Origin of the sequence: Sediminibacterium sp. KACHI17, from assembly GCF_040362915.1 — a bacterium.
Classification (GTDB): domain Bacteria; phylum Bacteroidota; class Bacteroidia; order Chitinophagales; family Chitinophagaceae; genus Sediminibacterium.
This window is the reverse complement of sequence record NZ_AP029612.1, coordinates 727,928-747,991: the sequence shown is the minus strand read 5'-3', so window position 1 is coordinate 747,991 and position 20,064 is coordinate 727,928. Positions and strand designations below refer to the sequence as shown.

Here is a 20,064-nt window from a genome sequence, read left to right as displayed (position 1 = left end):
TAATGGATTCGTTTCAACATATATATAAGACCATTATTGATAAACTTGAGCATGGTTTACCGGCTTATTTGACATACCATAATGTACAACATACACAGAATGTTGTGGAAGCAGCCACACATTTGTCAAACAAAGAGGGGTTATCAGAACGTGAGACTTTATTGGTACAAACGGCTGCGCTATTTCATGATGCGGGCTTTTTGCAAAGTCATGATGAACATGAAATGCTTTCCTGTAAGCTTGCCCAAAAGCTATTGCCTGACTATGGTTTTACACCAGAAGAAGTAGAGCAGATCAGTATCATGATCATGGCTACCAAATTGCCACAGTCTGCTGCAGATACACTCAGTAAAATTCTTTGTGATGCTGACTTGTATTATTTGGGAACAGATACTTATAATACCATGGCAGAAGCTTTATACCAGGAAATGAAGCGATTTAATAGGGTGAAAGATGAACGGGAGTGGTTGATCAAGCAAATTGAATTCTTAAACGATCATAAGTATTATACCGATACAGCTAAGAAACAAATGGAACAAGGGAAACAAAAAAATAAAGAAGCTTTGCAAGAAAAACTTAATCAAACACTAGATCTTTCAAACGAAAAGGGAAGTGGCATTCAGATCTTTCAAGATTCACTTTTAATGATCCTGGGGATATTGTTTGCGGGAGTAGCGTTGAAAGGTTTTTTGGTGCCTAATCATTTTTTTGATGGAGGTGTCACCGGCATATCATTATTGATTCATGAGATCTATCATTACAACCTGGCAGTACTGATCATTGTATTCAATGTGCCGCTGATGATTGCCGGCTATTTTTCTGTTGGAAAACGGTTTGCTTTACGCATGTTAGCAGGGGTTTTACTGTTAGGGATATGTTTAGAATTGCTACCGAATTTTGCATTGACTGCTGATAAATTACTGATCTCTATTTTTGGAGGAGCTTTTTTGGGTATTGGCATTGGGCTGGTAATGCGTGTTGGAGCTGCATTAGATGGTATTGAAGTGATCGCATTGTATACACTCAAAAGAACTTCCTTTACCATCACTGAAATCATATTAGGGATCAATATTATCATATTCGCCATAGCGGCGTTTCAATTTGGTATTGAAACGGCTTTGTATTCTATTCTCACTTATTTCACAGCAACCCGCTGTATTGATTATGTGGTAGAGGGGATACAAGCTTATACAGGTGTTACCATTATTTCCTCAAAAAGTGAAGTGATCAAATACCAACTGGTAAATAAACTTGGCAGAGGGATCACTGTATATAAAGGAGAGCGTGGATTTTTACCTGGTAAATTCGAAGTCAGCTCAGAATGTGATATTATATTCACTGTTGTGACCAGACTTGAATTGCGAAAGCTTAAAAATCTCGTTCATGAAGTGGATCCAAAAGCATTTGTTTTTGCAAATACGATACGTGAAACTTCAGGTGGGGTATTGAAAAGAAGAAGTGCTCATTAATCGATTTTTTGATACTGCACAATTTTTACGATCAGAGCTTTGTATATCCTAATATTGTAAGGTCCTCAACGCTATTTGTTAAAACTGTTCGTCCATTAGACAGTAGATATAAGCTGTCTGCTAGATCAACGATATGTCTGTAAAGATGATCAGTCATGAGGATACCTTTGTTTTTCTTTTCTTCGATCAGCAGCGCTTTTACCTTTTCAATTTGTAATGGGTTTAGCATTGTAAAAGGCTCATCAAGCATAATGAATTGAGAATTTGATTGGATGATCGTATACAGTTCAACTAAACGTCTTTCGCCCCCGGAAAGCTTTCCAATACTATCTTTTTCTCTATGTATGAATTCAGGAAAAATTGCTTGAAATGATCGGTAATTCACATCGAAATCTCGAAAAATGCGATGTAATGATAAGGAATGAGGAATAAAATGGAACTGAGGTAAATACCTGATCAGATCTGGGTTTCTAAACCCTTCCGGTATTGATTTGCGATCGATCCTGACCGATTTCTCCGATGATAAACTGCCATATATAATATTCATCAGGCAAGATTTCCCCTGCCCATTTCTACCCAATAATCCTGTGATCTTTCCTGTTTCACATTTGACATAAATGCCTGATAAGATTTTTCTCCCATCAAATTCTAATTGAATACCATCTGCTTCTAGAATATGAGTCATGATAATTGATGGGCTATGCAGAGTAGAAAAATGAATAAAACAAAATCGAATAAAAGGCTAGTCGCCCATAATTGTATTTTCCCTATCCCATGATTGTAGTAATAGTAGTATTCTTTCTTTTTTATCTTATGTACAAATAAATAGGCTACCGCAAGACTGAATAGTTTACCCCAGAAAATACCAAAAAAAGATGCGAATCCATATAGCCAAAATGCCCTGACCAAAAACAGTGTAGCCAGTGCAGAGAATAAAACATAGCTTCTATAAAATGTCCAAATTAGTTGTATCGTTTTGATTTTTTTTGACATAATAGCTTATGAAAAATACAAAAGCTTATTTGGTGATTGCATCAATACTACGTTAAAATCATTACACATTTTCATCAAATCCTTACTGAAAGGCCTGGCCAAAATAAAAAGCCTGATTATTCCTTGGGGATAGTAAATCGGATTTTCCCGATTCAGGGCGAATCAATGACCCACTCGATAGAATCGGGATGTTCTACCCAGCAGCGCATAAAATAAAAAAGCCCCACATTTCTGTGAGGCTAGTGAACCGGATTGGATTCGAACCAATGACCTACTGCTTAGAAGGCAGTTGCTCTATCCAGCTGAGCTACCGGTCCATAAAGGACAAATTCTTACTCAATGACCTTCCCGATAGAATCGGGGTGCTCTATCCAGTTGAGCTCGTAGTCCAATTTTTCAGAGCCGCAAAATAAAGAAAAAAACATCAGTTCATCAAATCAAATGGCTTTCTCTTTTCCTTCTCCCAAAACTCCTTACTTTGCGACAAAGGATTGCTTCCATGAGCTATAATTACTTGCCCTTAGACAGAAAATGGCTGCATTTTAGTCAGATTAAGAATTTATTGGACTTCAACCAGCATGTTTCCATCACATTTGATGCACATGAACGCATCCTTGCTTGCCGAGAATACCTAGACCGTAAAATGGCTGAAAAAGACCGCCTTTTCTATGGAATCAATACAGGTTTTGGATTTCTTCAAAATGTGAAGATCGACGCTGATCAGATCGGGCAACTTCAGTACAATTTACTTGTTTCCCATGCCTGCGGATTAGGAGAGGAAGTGCCTGCCGATATTGTGAAACTGATGCTGATGTTGAAGATCAAATCCCTCAGTTATGGCCATAGTGGAGTTCAAATTGATACCGTTAAAAGGTTAATGGAGATGTACAATCACGATGTACTTCCCGTTATCTATACCCAAGGCTCACTGGGGGCTTCCGGTGATCTGGCACCACTAAGTCACCTGAGCCTGCCTTTAATCGGGTTGGGAGAAGTGTATTATCAAGGTCAGAAAATGCCTTCTGCCGAGGCCTTGCAGAAATTGGGATGGACGCCGCTTCAACTGCAGAGTAAGGAAGGGCTGGCATTGATCAATGGTACCCAATTTATGAGTGCTTATGGATTATACTGCCTCAAAAAGGCAGAACACCTCCTGGCCATGGCAGATATGATCAGTGCGCTATCTTTTGATGCCTTTGATTGTACAACCGAACCGCTTCGGGAACAAATACATGCCATTCGAGCACATGCCGGACAAATAAATACTGCTACTACTTTAAGAAAGTACCTTTCAGATAGTGCCATTGCTGCGAGATCCAAAGATCAGGTGCAGGATCCCTATTCCTTTAGGTGTATTCCACAAGTGCATGGCGCATCTAAAGATGCTTTTGAGCATGTATTGTCTGTATTTATTCGAGAAATCAATTCTGTAACGGATAATCCCAATATTTTTCCGGATGATGATCTGATACTAAGTGGAGGTAATTTCCATGGTCAGCCATTAGCGATGGCCCTGGATTATTTATCGATCTCAATGAGCGAGATCGCCAATATTGCAGAGAGAAGAACGTACCAGTTGATCAGTGGACAAAGAGGATTGCCCCTGTTTTTGGTGAAAAATCCCGGACTGCATTCGGGCTTTATGATTCCCCAGTATACCGCTGCGGGTATTGTCAGCGAGAATAAACAACTCTGCACTCCTGCATCCGTAGACAGTATTTCTTCTTCTAATAATCAGGAAGATCATGTGAGTATGGGGGCTAATGCAGCTACAAAATGTTATCGGGTCATCGAAAATGTTGAAAAAGTACTGGCTATTGAACTCATGAGTGCCGCTCAGGCACTGGATTTCAGACGTCCATCGAAAAGCGGCCGAGATATAGAGCACTTAGTGGCTGCTTTCCGCGAAAAAGTAAGCTTTAATGAACAGGATCGGGTATTACACGATGATATGAAAGCAGCGGTGAATTTCCTGCGTAACTACCGTATCCCGGAAGACGTCCGTTGACCTACAAAGCTTAACTTTGCAGGCCTAACCGAGTTTTATGTCTGAAGAAAAAAGTTTGAATTTTATTGAAGAGATCGTTGAAGCAGATCTGAATAGCGGAAAATATAAATCAATTGTTACCCGTTTCCCTCCCGAACCGAACGGTTATCTGCATATAGGTCATGCCAAAAGTATTTGCCTGAATTTTGGACTGGCAAAAAAATATGGTGGTATTACCAATCTTCGTTTTGATGATACCAATCCTGTTACAGAAGATACAGAGTATGTTGATAGCATTAAAGACGATGTACGCTGGCTGGGATTTGAATGGGCGGAAGAAAGATATGCGTCTGATTATTTTGAGCAACTATATGGTTTTGCTGTAAAGCTGATTGAAAAAGGATTGGCTTATGTAGATGATAGTACAAGCGAAGAAATCGCACAACAAAAAGGTACACCAACTCAGGCCGGAACCAATAGCCCTTTCAGAGATCGTTCTGTTACCGAAAATCTTGAACTGTTCAAAGCGATGAGAGCTGGTCAGTTCAAAGACGGTGAAAAAGTATTACGTGCTAAAATCGACATGGCACATCCCAATATGCATATGCGTGATCCGATCATCTATCGTATCAAACATGCGCATCACCATCGTACCGGTGACCAGTGGTGTATTTATCCCATGTATGACTTTGCTCATGGACAAAGTGATGCGATCGAAAATATCACGCATTCCGTTTGTACACTTGAATTCATTCCCCATCGTGCTTTGTATGATTGGTTCATTGAACAACTGGAGATATTCCCTTCCAAACAATATGAGTTTGCACGTTTGAATATGACTTATACGGTCATGAGTAAACGGAAGTTATTGCAGTTGGTAAATGAAAAACACGTAAATGGTTGGGACGATCCAAGAATGTCTACCATCAGCGGTATGCGTAGGAGAGGGTACACGGCTGAAGCCATTCGCGAATTTTGTGATCGTATTGGTATTGCCAAGAGAGATAATTTGATCGATGTCGGGTTACTGGAGTTCTGCGTTCGTGAGCACCTCAATAAAATTGCGGTAAGACGAATGGTGGTATTCGATCCCTTAAAAGTGATCATTACCAATTACGAAGGTGATGGAGAGGTTTTACTGAGTGAGAACAATCCGGAAGATCCGAATGCAGGTAACCGTGAAATTCCATTCAGCAGGGAGCTGTATATCGAAAAAGATGATTTCATGGAAGTTGCTCCCAAGAAGTATTTCAGACTTGCACCCGGACAAATGGTTCGACTAAAGAGTGCATATATCATTCGTTGTGATGAAGTGATCAAAGATGCGGATGGTAATATAACAGCATTACATTGTAGTTATATTCCGGAAAGTAAAAGTGGTTCTGATACATCCGGTATCAATGTGAAAGGCACATTACATTGGGTGAGCGCTCGTCACGCAGTAAAAGCAGAAGTTCGATTATATGATCGTTTGTTCAAGGTAGAAGATGTGGGAAATGCAGAAGGTGACTTTAAAGATCATATCAATACGGATTCACTGGAAGTGATCAGTAATGCTTATGCAGAACCGGCATTGGCAGCTGATTCAAGTGACAATCGCTACCAATTCTTAAGGAAGGGCTATTTCTGTTTGGATAAAGACAGTACAACAGAGAAACTCGTCTTTAACAGAACCGTGACTTTAAAAGATACATGGGCAAAAGAAGTAAAAAAAGGGTAGAGGATATATCATCATGAATTTGCTTCAGCGCTTTCAACAATCATTGGGAACTCGTTTTCCTTGGCTTTCTACTACACATGTGCAACTAGTAGTTGCGGTGAGTGGCGGTCTGGATAGTGTTGTGCTGACGCATTTATTGAAATCTTCCGGATTTGATCTGATGATCGCTCATGTTAATTTTCAATTAAGGGAACAAGAAAGTGATCGGGATGAGGCTTTTGTTCGTGAAATGGCAACGAAATGGCAATTGCCTGTCCACGTAACACATTTTGAAACCAAACAATTCGCCGAACAACATAAGCTGTCTACACAAGAAGCCGCCAGAGTACTAAGGTATGAATGGTTTGAGTCTTTACGTCAGCAATTGATCAAAGATCATTCGAAGAAAGTATTGGTTGTTACAGCTCATCATGCAGATGATAATAACGAAACTGTATTGATGAACTTGTTTCGTGGAACAGGATTATCCGGGCTTACCGGTATCAATCATTATAGACCTGAGCAAGCGTTGATCAGACCTTTACTGCCTTTTACTAAGCAACAATTACAAGAACATGCATCTGCTGAAGGGTTGAAGTATGTAGAAGACTCTTCTAACCTACAGGATGATTATACAAGAAATTTTTTCAGGAATCAGGTCTTGCCAATGATTCGTACAAAGTATCCTGCTGCAGATGAAAATCTGCAACATACAATATTGCGATTGAAGGAAGCTTATCAATTGTACGAAGCAGGTTTGCAAACGCAACTGAAAAAATTACTGCGATTTAAGGGTGAGGAAGTTAGTATTCCTGTTCTCGCATGGAAAAAAGCGAATCCATTGGCTACCATTTCATATGAATTATTGAAGCCTTATGGGTTTACTCCAGCGCAAACATTTGAAGCGATCAAATTATTGGATGCAGAGAATGGAAGTGTATTGTATTCAGAGACTCATCGATTGATCAAGAACAGGAATCATATGATTGTTTCTCCTGTTAATACAACGAAGGGCTCTATTCTATTGATTGATGAAAATACAGATAAAGTACAAGCCGAATCTTTCAAGTTAACCATTCAGCAACATATGGATCTTCAGATCCGTTCAAATTCGGATGAAGCATTGATCGATCAGGATGAGTTGCGCTATCCTTTGATCTTACGCAAGTGGAAGACAGGAGATTATTTTTATCCCTTGGGTATGATGAAAAAAAAGAAACTCAGTCGCTTTTTTATTGATCAAAAATTATCACTGACCGATAAAGAAAAAGTATGGGTACTCGAATCTGACAAAAGGATTGTTTGGGTACTTGGTTGTCGGATCGATCATCGTTTTCGTATTAAACCCTCGACAAAAAAGGGGATACTTTTTCGCTACGAGAAATAATTTTTTACCTGAAACAGGAAGTTGGTGATAGGATTAAATCTTGTCAGTAATAAGCAGGTAATGATGACGAATACAATTCCCCAAACGGCTCCCCAGAAATGCGCTGAGTGATTGATGTTATCACCCCCGCGCTTCGCCATATAAGCAGAAAGTATCAAATACAAGGGGCCAAATATAAAACCAGGAATTATAGGAGGAATGATAAGCAGCCCGATCTTAATGGTTGGGTCTAAGAATATTCCGGCAAATACAACAGCGGATACTGCACCTGATGCTCCTAAACTTCTATAGTGATAATTATCCTTGTTCTGTAAATAGGTTGGTATCAAACAAACGGGTAATGCAGTGATGTACATGGTAATGAATAAAATCTTCCCTCTTTCATCAAATAACGCCATGAAGTATTTCTCAACAAACTCTCCAAACATATAAAAGGAGAACATGTTAAAAGCCAGATGAGCAATGTCTGCATGGATCACCCCATTGGTAATGAAACGATACCACTGATTTCTTTGTGTAATAGCAGGAGGATAAAAAATCAGATCATTGATCACTTTCTGATTAGAGAATGCTGTGAATGAAATGATACAGGTTAATATTAGGATAACGATGGTGATGGAAAACATACCTGCAATTTAAGTGTTTTCACATATGATGGTATTTTTCATTCCTTAAAATCGTACAGGCCCGATAGAGTTGTTCGGATAGGATCAGTCTCACTAACATGTGTGGAAATACCAATTTTGAGAGGCTCCATATCATATTGGCTCTTTGTGTGATTGATTCATCTACACCAAATGCACCACCGATAATGAATATGAGTCGCTTTGTACTTTCATTGGCTCTTTTTTGTAAGATCTCTGCTAATTCTGTGGAACTGAATTGTTTGCCCCGCTCATCCAACAGTATCAGAAAATCATCTTTTTCTACTAGCTGTAATATGGCTGCTGCTTCTGCCTTTTTCTGTAGTTGATCAGACATTGAAGCAGACTGTTTGGGCGCGGGTATGATCTGCCATTGAGCCGGAAAATAATTGTTAAGCCGTTTTGTAAAATCTTCAATACCTGCTTTCACATAAGCATCATGAGGTTTGCCTACTGACCATAATTGAATTTTCATGTAATAAAGGTAGGGTAGAGTCCTTATAGAAAAAAGGCCGGACATTCATCCGACCTATTCTCAATAAACCTCGAAACCTACTAAAACCTATCTTTCAGAATCCCGCTGTGGATCTTTACTACTTTGTTTCGCTTGTTCAGCCATGATCTTTTCCAGGATCTCTTTATATTTTTCTGCATCATTATTTGCAGGATCTAATTCCAGTATCTTATCATAGAGCTCCAGCGCTGTATCATATTTTTTCTCTGCATTCACTTTGTAAGCTGCAATATATCCGTATGCTTCAATCAGCCATTTTTTATTATTGGCATTACCGGTGTCTTTGAGTGCAACATCGATCATGTCTTCATAATGTGGGATAGCAATACCCATTTCCATAGCGGTATCAACAGCCGCATTACTTCTCGCACGCCAGTAATAACCAAAAGTTTGGTCTGGATATTTCGTAGCATAAATACCAAATACACTATCTGCCATTTGGTAATTTTTAGCATTATAATATGCCACACCCCAATTGAAGATGTCTACATTGGTAAATGGTGCATTCATTTTATAAAGTTCTCCATTCCATTCTGCCTGTTTTACATAGTTCTTTTGACTTTTATATACAGCCATGATCTTCTTAACATAGTCCATCTTTAAAGTGGTATCTTTTTCAAGTTGATATGCTTTTTCATACCAGATAACACCTTCACCCGTATCTCCCTTGTTTGTTACGATCTTGCCCATAAGATCAAAGTCTTTGGCGACATAGTTGCTGTCATTTTCTTTTTCGAAATAATCTTTCATCCATTTTTCTGCATTGGTAGCGTCTTCTAATCCATCATAACTGTAAGCAAGCAACTTATAAATGCGAGGCTTTACCTGATTACCTTCTTTTGCTAAGACCTGTTGTCCTGCTTGTATCGCTTCATTGTACTTTTTTGATACATAGTACAGGTCTGTAAGCATATATTCATTTTCAATGCTATAGTCTGTTTTGCTTATGTAAGTCTGTAAGTATTCTAATGCTTTGTTTACATCCCTGAAATAGTAATAGTAATACAATGGATAGTATACCGGTGCAAAATCAGGATCGGCTTGAATAGCTTTATTGTAATATTCAGTGAAGACCTCTACATTATTTTGTGTTTGATAGATCTTGCCGATTTTATAGTATGCTTCTGCATTTTTAGAATCGGCATCAATGGCTTCCTGATACGCTTTTACTGCTTCTGATCCATTATACAATTTTCGATAAGCATCCCCAATGCTTAAGTAGATCAAAGAATTCTTTTTATCTCTTTCTGCTGCTTCACGTAATAATTCAATCGCTTTATTGAGATTTCCTTTAGGAGCATCGATCATTGCATTTGCTACCGCAAGTTGAATTGCAGGATCTTTCTTTCTTTTGGTTCCAATCGCTTCCGTAAATAATTGTAATGAAGTGATTGAGTCTTCTTTTTGTAGCAATACGGCACCCTGGATTACTTTTCCAAATGGCTGCAATTTGAGATCTGCTGGCATTTGTTGTATGGATAATGCTGCACTGTCTGTATTACCAGCTGCTAGCTGTGCACGCGTCAACCAATACCATCCATTTATATCCTGTGGATTTGCTGTAACTGTCTTCTTTAGTACTTCAATTGCACTGCGGTATCTTTCATACTCGAACAACTTTTTGCCTTCATCGACAGTTTGTGCGCTAACTGCAAACATCATTGTCATGAATACGCATACGGTATACCATAATTTCTTCTGCATAAACTAGATTTTAAATCGTTCTTTTCAAATAGGGTTTCAATGTCAGAATATGTAAAGCGGAAATAGGATTTAGCATATCTGTTATCCTTTGTCGCATAATGCCCGGGATTCGTTGTTTTTTATCAGGATTTACCAAGATCATATCTGCTTTAATCTGATCAGCATACCGCAGTAGAGCAGCATCACTGTCTGCTCCCTGCAGTATCTTGTATTGTGGGGGGTGACCATATTCTGATAAGATTTTATAAGTGAGATAAAATGCATCGACACGAATTTTCGCATCGCTGTCATTATTATCAAGCAGTGTGACCAAATGAATATGAGCATTGTATCTTTTGGCATATGCCAAAGCCACCTGTATTTTTCTTTCAGGAACAAACGATTTAACAGGCAGTAGAATAGATTTGATAGGGTGGTTCAAACATCCCTTTGTAACTGTAAGCACAGCAACACTGGCTTTTCTTGCCAGTTCTTCACTCCAATCCTTTTTAAACCAATGAAATCCTGAACGAGATGATTTATGTGTATTAATGACCAGGTCAATATTGTGTTGAGCCGTGTATTTGATCAGTTGATCACTGACGGCTGTTTCAATGATCACACTTGTTTTAACGATGGATAGCGGAGAAACAGTTGCAATCTTTGTTTTGATCGCTTCAATTTTTCTCTCGGCCAGAGTGTTTCTTTTTGCGAAGTATCGCTGTTTTCGAATAAAGTTTTCTGTATAAAATATCCGTTGCCAAAATGATCGGAAACGAATCACGCTGACTAAATGTATACAGGTCTCGCCCGGATCAGACAGTTCAAGTGCTTTTTCAGCAGCAACTTGGGCCTGATGCAATGAATCAATTGGGATTAATATGTTCTTATATGGGATCATAACAATTAACCAAACCTAGCCGTACTGAATTAGGGGGTTATTAGTGTTGAATTAAAAGATGATTAGAATATCAATGAGCTGCATACTCCAGCAATGGCTCAAATTTTTCTTCTTGTATTAAAAAATCAGCTGTTTGCTTCAGGTATTCATTTTTAGAACGAAACGCGATACCAAAACCGGCTTTTTTCACCATACAAATATCATTTTCACTATCTCCCATTGCAATGCAGTTGCCGTGTGTGATCTCATATTTATTCAATATGTGATCCAAAGCATTTGATTTACAAATGGTGTGTAAGCAGGAACTCTTTTCATGATGGAAAAAGAAGGAGGGGATCTTTACTTCTCCGGTAGCTATGCTATTTGAAAACTCTAATTCATTGGCTAACGAAAAATCAGCCCCAATCTTATGCCTGATGTGATTGGCCACAAAATCATAACTATCTGTAATAATGCCAACAATGTATTCACGATGGTGGAGTTCTTTCACAACTGCAGCGGCATCTGAAATGATCGCAATGCTATCTACCGTTTCCATCAACTCGCCTAGATTCTTTCCTTTAAACATTTTTGCAATCGCTTTTGTACGTAACGTACTATCAGTCACTCTATTCCTGATTTCAGTCAATTGCTCAGTCAAACCAAACTTTTCGGCAAAAATGTCTACAAATCTTCCTTTGAGAATGGTGTCGTCCATATCAAGTACTACCATTTTCTTAGCGTCTTTCAATTGTTCGGTAAATGCCATTTCCATTTGATCGCGAATGATATTGATGGATTGAAACTCTTCCATTGATATTGCATTTGTATTTTGACTAAATGCTTTTTTGATGATGGCACTTGCTACTTCTTTACTCATTTTACCTAACTCATGTAAAGGCTTACTGTCATTTTCAATATAACCGATATTCATTTCGAGGATCCTTGCCTTTTGGGTGTGCATATCGATGAGAATACCAATATCTACGCCATAGTCATTGAAGAAATCAATGTTTTCAAAAAAGCTTTTCTTCCCGGCTATCATACCGCTTAATGGTTGTGTATAATGGGAGAGACCTGGAAAAAACATACTGAGTAGTGGTTTGGCAACCAATTCTGTTACCCTGCCACTATTTCTGGCAAATGAGGCTTTGATGAAGTCGTATTGATCTTTTAAGATGGGTTCTGTCATTTGTTCGATCATTTTCTCAGGATAAGGATCGATATCACCATCCAGAAAAAGAATAATTTCGTTTTTAGCGCATAACAGTCCATCACGCATGGATGCTCCTTTTCCCAATCGTGTGCTTGTGATGGTTTTCGCACCGGCCTCACGTGCAAGTTTTACCGTATTGTCGAATGATTTATCATCAACCACGATTACTTCAGACACTACAGATTTCGACCTGCAATACTTGATGACATTGCTGATCGTTTTTTCTTCATTCAATGTAGGTATGATTACAGTTATCATAATTCAGCTTTATAATTCAAACGAAGATGTAAGACCACTCTTAAAAGAGAATTAGTGCTGAATTAGAAGGGTATTATAATTTAGGAGATGGTGGTAAAAACAAAGCCACTCTTAGACAAGAGCGGCTTTAAACTAAACCCTGAGCAAATAATAACAGTCTTAAATATTTTGAATGCAATATCATCTCGACCTATTAAGCATTCATTAGGACAAGATTAAAATAAGATTAGAAACTAAGTGATTGATTGTTAGCGTGTTCGAGTTCGTAAAATCAAATCAAATGAAATTTCCTTGCGATCGGTAGAGAAATGGTAAAGATGCTCCCTTGTGGTTGATTATTTGTTAGTTGAATATCACCTTTATGCAACTTGATGATTCTGGATGCCAATGAAAGCCCCAAACCAAATCCTTCGGAATTGGTTTCACTTTTACTTCTGAAAAAAGGCTGAAAAACAAGGGTTTGTTCTTCTTCTTTAATGCCGCTGCCAAGATCAGAGACAACGATCTTTAACTCATTTTCAGAAAAGTTTAATCCGACGATCGCTGTGTGGTCTCCTGAATATTTACAGGCATTGAGTGTGATATTTTTAATAGCACTTTCTAAAAGATCACCATTCCCAAATACTAATAACTTGTCTTCATCCTCAGGGAATGTATCAAAATGTAATTCAACTTTGAATTGTTCATTGGTTTTACGGAGCTCAACAGGTAGCTTCATCAGAATCTCATCAATTCGGACAAGAGATAATTCCATGCCATCAGAAGTGCCACTGGCTTTGGCCAATTCTAATAAACTTCTGGTTAGTCGGTTCAGATTTTTAACGTCGTCATATACTGAGAGCAAAACAGTCTTATATTCCTCAGCGTTTCTGCTATTTTGAAGCGATATCTCCAATTGACTGGAAATAGAAGTGAGTGGTGTTGAAAGTTCATGAGAGGCATTTGCAATAAATCTTCTTTGGATTTCAAAAGATTGTTGAAGTCTTGTCAGCAACTCATTAAATGTTGAGGAAAGCTCATGTAATTCATCTTTTGTATCATTAAGGATGATTCTTCTGGATAAATTTTGAGAAGAGATCTCTTTTACTTCACTTGTGATTTTTTTGATTGGAACAACCAGACGGGATGAAAAGATCAATCCGGACAATAGGGTGATCAAGGTTCCACTGATAAAGCTAACTACTAATACAAACCGTAGTTCTCCCATTTTATCAAGCCCTTCTTTATCGTAAGCGGCTGCTACGGATACATATTCGTGATCTCCTGCACGGTATTTTATTGCGATAACATCTCTATGACCTTTGGAGTATACATATTCACCATTATCTCGTGCGTATTGTAGTACACTGTTTTCCGGTCTTTCGAGTGTGGCACCTTCATCTCTGAAACGATAAACTTCTTTGTTATTGTTATCATAAACAATCACACTTTTTTCGCGCAGCGAAATGAGCATATTCTGATCAATCTTTTGTAACAGATCTCTGTCAATACCTTCTACTTTTACCAACAAGCTGATAGTAGATAAGGCTCTGTTACGAATTCTTCGCTGGAAGTCTAGTTTTCGATTTAGATCTGAGAAATAATAGATAGAGGCACATACAAAGAAGAGTATGAACGTTACCAATAAGGTAAAAAGAATCGTGATACGATATTTTATTTTCATCAGGTGCTCTCTTTCATGATATAACCCATGCCTACTTGTGTATGAATCAGTCGTGTATCAAATTTCTTATCGATCTTATTTCTCAGATAATTCACATAAACGTCAATAACATTGGTTTGTGTGTCAAAATCAATTTCCCAAACTCTTTCTGCAATATCCGCTCGGGAGAGAACCCTGTTCCTGTTGCGCATGAAATACTCTAGCAATTGAAATTCTTTTGCAGTGAGGGTGATTGATTGATCAGCACGTTTTACTTCCTTAGTGTCCAAGTTCATTTCAAGATCGGCTACTTTCAGAATATTTCCTGTGGGCAGCTGTTGGTTCATGGTTCTTTTCAGAAGTGCACGAATACGAACCAGTAATTCTTTAAACTCAAATGGTTTTATGATATAATCATCAGTGCCAGTGTCAAATCCTTCGATCTTGTCTTCGGTGGTATTCATGGCGGTCAGCATAATGATCGGAATATGCTGATTGATATTTCGTATGGCTTTACAAAGCTCATACCCGTTCATGCCAGGAAGATTGATATCAAGGATGAGTAGGTCGTATTCGTTGGAGTCGAATAATCTTTTGCCAATTAATCCGTCAAAAGCCAGATCAACATGATAGCCATTTTCAATGAGCCCTTTTTTTAATGTAGTGGCTATTTTCTTTTCGTCTTCTACAATCAATATCTTTCTTTCTTCCATAAGGATCCAATACGCTTAAGTCGTTAGCAAATTACATAATCTATTTAAGCAGCGTTGTTTCTAATCTGATTCTAATTTCGTTACTCCTAGAGTGGAAATACTGAAGCTGTTCCTTAAATTTACCCTTCGGCAATCATCCAAACCAACTTTATGACCAAACGATCTCGTCGTGCATTTCTTTCGACTTCTGTTTTAGCTACAGCAGCAACTGTAGTAGTTGACCCCTTGATAAGTGTTAAAGATTCTTCACCATTGATCCATCAGGTCTTTTTCTGGCTCAAAAATCCCGGTTCAATAAGTGATCGAAAGAAATTGGCTGAGGGACTTAAGAAGCTTTCAGCGATACCGCAGATCAAACTATTAAAGATCGGATTTCCGGCAGGTACTGAGAAGCGAGAAGTGGTGGATAATAGTTGGGATGTTTCAGAGCTTATGTTCTTTGAAGACCTGAAAGCACAAAAAGCTTATCAGGATCATCCTTTGCATCAAGCATTCATTCAGCAGTATAGTTATTTGTGGGAAAGAGTCATCGTGTATGATACTCTAACCATGGAGTCATAAGATCATTAAAGGCGCTTTTCGGCTGTGGCTTTTGCGAAGTCGGATATCTTCATTGAATTTGCTCTTGAAACAGGTAATTCGACGTCATTCACCGATACAAATCGTGTATTCATTTTTTGAACAGCCATCAGATTTACAATATAAGATCGATGAATTCGTTTGAATTTATGTTCTGGTAAATTTAATTCCGCCCATTCTAAGGATTGTCGGGCAATGATCTTTTGTGTTTTGGTAAAAATATGTATATAGTTGCCATTGCTTTCGATATATAAGATATCATCTGTAGGGATTCTTGTTGTCGTATTATTCTCTTTGATTGAAAGAAAAGATAGCTCAGGTGCTATATTGGTTTTCAGTGCCAATTGTATAGCTGCGAAAAGATCTGTTTTTTTAACTGGCTTTGTAATATAGCCTGATGCATTTACCTGTATTGCTTCCTGAATAATCAGCACATCAACATTAGCAGTAATAAAGATATACGGACATTTCTTCGTCTTATCAATGCTACGAGCGATTTCTAAACCATCTTTGGGTTGTTGTAAGTGGAGATCTAACAATATCAGGTCTATCTCCATACATGACAGTGCTTCAAGCGCTGTATTCTTTGTATGCGCCATACTGATATGACTGAAACCGAAATTCAAAAGGTAGTCCTTGATATGTTCGGCGATCAATATTTCATCTTCAACGATCAGTATCTTAAAATTTTTCATGCCGTTGCCTGGTTTATGACTAGTTTAAATCTAAATTTATTTTGTGTGGTTAATTCGTAGCTTCCTGCTAATTGTCTGCTAAAAATATCGACCAGTCTTCTGCCAAGTCCTGATTCGTTAGTAGTTGTTGTTATGCCATTTCCATTGTCTTCAAATACCAATTCAATATTTTTAGTGAGTTTATTTTTTTTGAGTTCGATATAGATCTGCGGTTTTTGAATATCTTTAAACGCATGTTTAAAAGAATTACTCATTAGCTCTGAAATAATAATACCCATTGAAAGTGCTTTTCTAGAGTCGAATGTGAGATCTTCTATCGAAAGCTTGATGTCTACTTGAGTTTCGTTTCCACCCTCAGCCATTTCTTTTAAATTATCGATCAATTGATAGATATAGGAAGTGATTGATATCCCCTTTGTATCGGGTTTTGCATATAGCATTTCATGAACAAGCGACATGGCTTTGATACGTCTAGATGTACTCAATAGTGCCTGTAATGTTTCCTTCGAATACTGCTTATTCATTTGCATCTCAAGCATAGCCATGATGAATTGCAGGTTATTTTTTACACGATGATTGATCTCTTCTATTAAAACTTCCTTTTCCTGATTTTGCGCATCGATGACATGAAGGCTTTCTTCAAGGGCATTCTTTTCTTTCAAAATAGTTGCCGTTTGTTCTTTCACTTTTTCTTCAAGCAATACATTTATTTTCAATTGTCTCTTTGCTTTTCTTCTAAAATATAGAATGATAGCTGCAACTACCGAGAAGCCTATAATACATCGGAAAAGGATTGTATTGTACCAGAAAGGATTTACAATAATATTAAATGGCTCAGCATAATAGATTTTATTTTTTTCTGTTCCTTTTAAAATAATCTGATAATTGCCCGGCACTAGATTATTGAGAGTGATTTTGCCATTGATCGGAACAGAAATTACTATTGTGTCTTTATCGTTATGAATTAGTTGATAGGATAGTTTTAAATGATTTTCTTTACCCCAATAAATAGTCCTGTAATCTATGATCAAAGTTTGATTAGGTAAAAATGAGATATCGTTATTGCCAGTAATCGTATCACTATTGAGAATCAAATTTTTAATAAAAAATAGCGGCTTTTTAGCAGGGGTAGTGAAGACACTGTCGTAGGTTAGTTTTTTCCCATTGATATTCCATGCTGGGTACCCAGAGTCATCGATAAAGACTTGTTGTGCATCACTTACAAACCTGCCATTGCTTTCATTGTAAATGGTATGTTCAGTGATCGATAATCCAGTCATTTTAAAAGATTCGATACCACGATTGGTAGCTATCCAAAATCGTCCTGCTCTATCCCTTCTGATATTTTTGATTTGATTGGAATACAACCCATTATTGGTTGACAACTGATATATACTCTGGTGGTGCTGTATGAATAGTCCATCTGAAGATGTTGTGAGAATACTGGTTGCAGAATCTACTATAAATTGTTCACCGACTATACCGGTGAACAATTTGTTATCGATATAGAATGTTTCCAATCCTCTTCGTGTAATTCTTTGTAAGCCTGCGTCACTCACAATATGAACTTGCTTCTCTTGATCTGTGTATAGCCGAATTGTATTCTCTGATAAAAGTCCGGATCTTTTGGTATACCTCCAGAATTCATCGTTCTTTAAATACATAAGACCATATTTGATAGGAGAGAACCATATGGTATTATTGAAATCTCTTTTTACGGATGTAATGATATTATTATCAGGTATTTCATTGATCTTATAACAGGTAAATTTATTTTTGGTGACTTTTGTTGGTCCCCATGCGTAACTTCCTAGCCATAATGAACCATCTGAATTTACGATGCCATCATTTATGTAAATCAGTTTTTTATTTTTTTCAGTGGGAGGTTCTATGTATTGAATAATACCACCCTTTGTTCGGTAGCATAACCCCTGCCCGAATGTAATAAGCCATTCTCCTTTGCCTTTTTCAGGAATAACGGTGTTCACTTGAGCATCGATATAATTTGTAAAATCAGACTGGTAAAACGAATTGTCATTGATTCGGGAAAAGCCGGATATAAAAGTACTTATCCAGATATTTCCAAAACTGTCATGAAACAAACGGAAATTCGATTGATAGGCCAATCCGTTGTTATGGTTAATATTAACTGTTCTTTTTTTATCAAAATAGTAGATGCCATTACTCAAGGTAGCAATCCATAGACCCGTTTTAACTGGAATGATATCGTTTATTTGTTCTCGGAAACTTCCAGTAAAGGAGTAGTGAATGGTATCTTTTAAACCAATGTTGATCAATGCCCCATTAAATAGACCCGCCCATATACCATCTTCATTTTCAGCGAAACATAAAAAACCATTCCAATCTAGTTTTTCGGGATGTCTGAAGAGTGATATCATTTTATCGGGCTGAATAATCACGATGCCTGATAGTCCTGATCCAATATAGATATCTCCTTTTTTATCAACAAAAACATTTATGATATATAGATCAGGTAAGCCTGCTCTTTTATCATAGATAGATACTGTTTTATTATTGATACATAAAACGCCTTTTTCTTTGGTGGCAATCCAAATGCGATGTTGCTTGTCGGCGGTAACTTTTCGCGCATTGATCTTTGAGAATTCAAGCGTTTTGGATTGAAGGGTAAAAATTGAATCGTTATGAATATAATAGATACCATTTTCACTGACCAGCCATAATCTTTTCAGATGATCGATAAGAATACTGGTTTCAGTGGTCGCAATATTAGGACTAGGGTATGCGTATAGAAAATATTGGTGGCCATCATATTTTATAAGACCATTACTGGAGCTGATCCAGATATTGTATTTGTCATCTTCTGCAAAAGTGAAACTGTTGGTGCCGGCAAATCCATGTTCTTTATTTGTATAAGACAGATTATAGATGGCGTTGTCACGAATTTGTAAGGGTGGGGCGTTCACAATTTCAGGAGCAGGTAATTTTTTACCGATAAAGGTCAGTGTTTCTATAACCGGAATTGTTGGGCCATTATGAATGAGTTTTCTTTCTGAAGGAATATTTTTTTTGTAGATCTTTCTTTCTGAATTTAATACCATGCGTTGTTGCAGCGGAAAGCTAAGAGGTGTTGTGGTAATTTTTTCTTTAACAGGAGAGGCATTAGTGAGTTTCCAGTTGGCAGATCCTATCAATTGAGGGTTAAGTTGCTGCGAGTGCACCTGAAGGTGTAAAAGGATCCCTAATAATATAAGCAGACAACTTCTCATTTTGGTTTACTACGGTATTTTTCAAGCAGTGGTTGACTTCTTTTCAACTGCTATAAAAATAGCATTGTGACAAGATAAGACATAATGTTATTGGTAGCTGTACAAATACCATTCGCACCTCATTTTGTGTAATTCACACCATTTTTAAGATTTTTTTAAAGATGTTATCAGCGATTGAATATTTTAGAATTATATAATCTGAAATACGATTATGTTAGTTAAAATCCAATGGAGTTAACTACGACTCCAATATCCAAGTAATAAATCCAAATCATAAAATTGTATCTACAGTAGATACAATTTTATACAACCGAACTAACTGTATGCAACCAAAACGTTTGCATGACGCATCATTTGATGTGGCCATGTGTATATCTTCTAGTGCTGAATCTAAACAGCCATTATCCCAGCAATATTTTAGTCTACTCTCAACGAAGTATACACTTCGAACAATGAC

15 protein-coding genes and 1 tRNA gene are annotated in these 20,064 nt (G+C 37.6%); 5 read left to right on the top strand and 11 right to left on the bottom strand.

Annotated features, from left to right (window positions below; all coding sequences use genetic code 11):
* The first annotated feature begins 2 nt into the window (after positions 1 to 2).
* A complete protein-coding gene (locus tag ABXG83_RS03220; protein ID WP_353550051.1) occupies positions 3 to 1,469 on the top strand; it encodes a YitT family protein in 1,467 nt (488 codons plus the stop codon).
* 31 nt (positions 1,470 to 1,500) lie between these two features.
* Here ABXG83_RS03220 and ABXG83_RS03215 read toward each other — a convergent pair whose 3' ends face one another.
* Both ABXG83_RS03215 and ABXG83_RS03210 read right to left on the bottom strand, forming a co-directional pair.
* Positions 1,501 to 2,154: an ATP-binding cassette domain-containing protein gene (locus tag ABXG83_RS03215; RefSeq protein WP_353550050.1), complete on the bottom strand. Its 654-nt coding sequence runs from the start codon at positions 2,152 to 2,154 to the stop codon at positions 1,501 to 1,503.
* A gap of 551 nt (positions 2,155 to 2,705) precedes the next feature.
* Positions 2,706 to 2,779: transfer RNA gene (locus tag ABXG83_RS03210), tRNA-Arg, on the bottom strand.
* A 182-nt stretch (positions 2,780 to 2,961) separates the two neighbouring features.
* Between ABXG83_RS03210 and hutH the strand changes: the two genes are divergently transcribed.
* The 3 genes from hutH to tilS are packed head-to-tail and all read left to right on the top strand — an operon-like array spanning position 2,962 to position 7,535.
* Positions 2,962 to 4,470: a histidine ammonia-lyase gene (gene hutH, locus ABXG83_RS03205; protein ID WP_353550049.1), complete on the top strand. Its 1,509-nt coding sequence runs from the start codon at positions 2,962 to 2,964 to the stop codon at positions 4,468 to 4,470.
* Positions 4,471 to 4,507: 37 nt separating this feature from the next.
* On the top strand, positions 4,508 to 6,169 hold the full coding sequence (locus ABXG83_RS03200; RefSeq protein ID WP_353550048.1) for a glutamine--tRNA ligase/YqeY domain fusion protein: 1,662 nt from the start codon (positions 4,508 to 4,510) through the stop codon (positions 6,167 to 6,169).
* Between the two features lie 13 nt (positions 6,170 to 6,182).
* A complete protein-coding gene (tilS, locus tag ABXG83_RS03195) occupies positions 6,183 to 7,535 on the top strand; it encodes a tRNA lysidine(34) synthetase TilS (protein ID WP_353550047.1) in 1,353 nt (450 codons plus the stop codon).
* Here tilS and ABXG83_RS03190 read toward each other — a convergent pair.
* The 7 genes from ABXG83_RS03190 to ABXG83_RS03160 all read right to left on the bottom strand — a co-directional run bounded on the left by ABXG83_RS03190 (position 7,523) and on the right by ABXG83_RS03160 (position 15,085).
* Positions 7,523 to 8,161 carry a rhomboid family intramembrane serine protease gene (locus ABXG83_RS03190; protein WP_353550046.1) on the bottom strand — a complete coding sequence of 213 codons (639 nt, stop codon included), beginning with the start codon at positions 8,159 to 8,161 and terminating at the stop codon, positions 7,523 to 7,525. The genes tilS and ABXG83_RS03190 overlap by 13 nt on opposite strands.
* A 19-nt stretch (positions 8,162 to 8,180) precedes the next feature.
* Positions 8,181 to 8,654, bottom strand: coding sequence for a 23S rRNA (pseudouridine(1915)-N(3))-methyltransferase RlmH (locus ABXG83_RS03185; protein ID WP_353550045.1), 474 nt, complete (start codon positions 8,652 to 8,654; stop codon positions 8,181 to 8,183).
* Between the two features lie 87 nt (positions 8,655 to 8,741).
* Positions 8,742 to 10,397: a tetratricopeptide repeat protein gene (locus ABXG83_RS03180; RefSeq protein ID WP_353550044.1), complete on the bottom strand. Its 1,656-nt coding sequence runs from the start codon at positions 10,395 to 10,397 to the stop codon at positions 8,742 to 8,744.
* Between the two features lie 10 nt (positions 10,398 to 10,407).
* Entirely contained in the window at positions 10,408 to 11,277 is an 870-nt protein-coding gene (locus ABXG83_RS03175; RefSeq protein ID WP_353550043.1) for a universal stress protein, read from the bottom strand.
* 70 nt (positions 11,278 to 11,347) lie between these two features.
* Positions 11,348 to 12,730, bottom strand: a complete 1,383-nt coding sequence (locus tag ABXG83_RS03170) for an HAD-IB family phosphatase (RefSeq protein WP_353550042.1) — start codon at positions 12,728 to 12,730, stop codon at positions 11,348 to 11,350.
* Between the two features lie 271 nt (positions 12,731 to 13,001).
* Positions 13,002 to 14,393 carry a HAMP domain-containing sensor histidine kinase gene (locus ABXG83_RS03165; RefSeq protein ID WP_353550041.1) on the bottom strand — a complete coding sequence of 464 codons (1,392 nt, stop codon included), beginning with the start codon at positions 14,391 to 14,393 and terminating at the stop codon, positions 13,002 to 13,004.
* Positions 14,393 to 15,085 carry a response regulator transcription factor gene (locus ABXG83_RS03160; protein WP_353550040.1) on the bottom strand — a complete coding sequence of 231 codons (693 nt, stop codon included), beginning with the start codon at positions 15,083 to 15,085 and terminating at the stop codon, positions 14,393 to 14,395. The genes ABXG83_RS03165 and ABXG83_RS03160 overlap by 1 nt, the downstream gene beginning before the upstream one ends.
* A gap of 150 nt (positions 15,086 to 15,235) precedes the next feature.
* Between ABXG83_RS03160 and ABXG83_RS03155 the strand changes: the two genes are divergently transcribed.
* Positions 15,236 to 15,646, top strand: a complete 411-nt coding sequence (locus ABXG83_RS03155; RefSeq protein WP_353550039.1) for a Dabb family protein — start codon at positions 15,236 to 15,238, stop codon at positions 15,644 to 15,646.
* 5 nt (positions 15,647 to 15,651) lie between these two features.
* Here the strand turns inward: ABXG83_RS03155 and ABXG83_RS03150 are convergent, their stop codons facing one another.
* Both ABXG83_RS03150 and ABXG83_RS03145 read right to left on the bottom strand, forming a co-directional pair.
* Positions 15,652 to 16,359 carry a response regulator transcription factor gene (locus tag ABXG83_RS03150; RefSeq protein ID WP_353550038.1) on the bottom strand — a complete coding sequence of 236 codons (708 nt, stop codon included), beginning with the start codon at positions 16,357 to 16,359 and terminating at the stop codon, positions 15,652 to 15,654.
* Positions 16,356 to 19,607, bottom strand: a complete 3,252-nt coding sequence (locus ABXG83_RS03145; protein WP_353550037.1) for a histidine kinase dimerization/phosphoacceptor domain -containing protein — start codon at positions 19,605 to 19,607, stop codon at positions 16,356 to 16,358. Before ABXG83_RS03145 ends, ABXG83_RS03150 begins: the two co-directional genes overlap by 4 nt.
* Positions 19,608 to 20,064 lie beyond the last annotated feature (457 nt).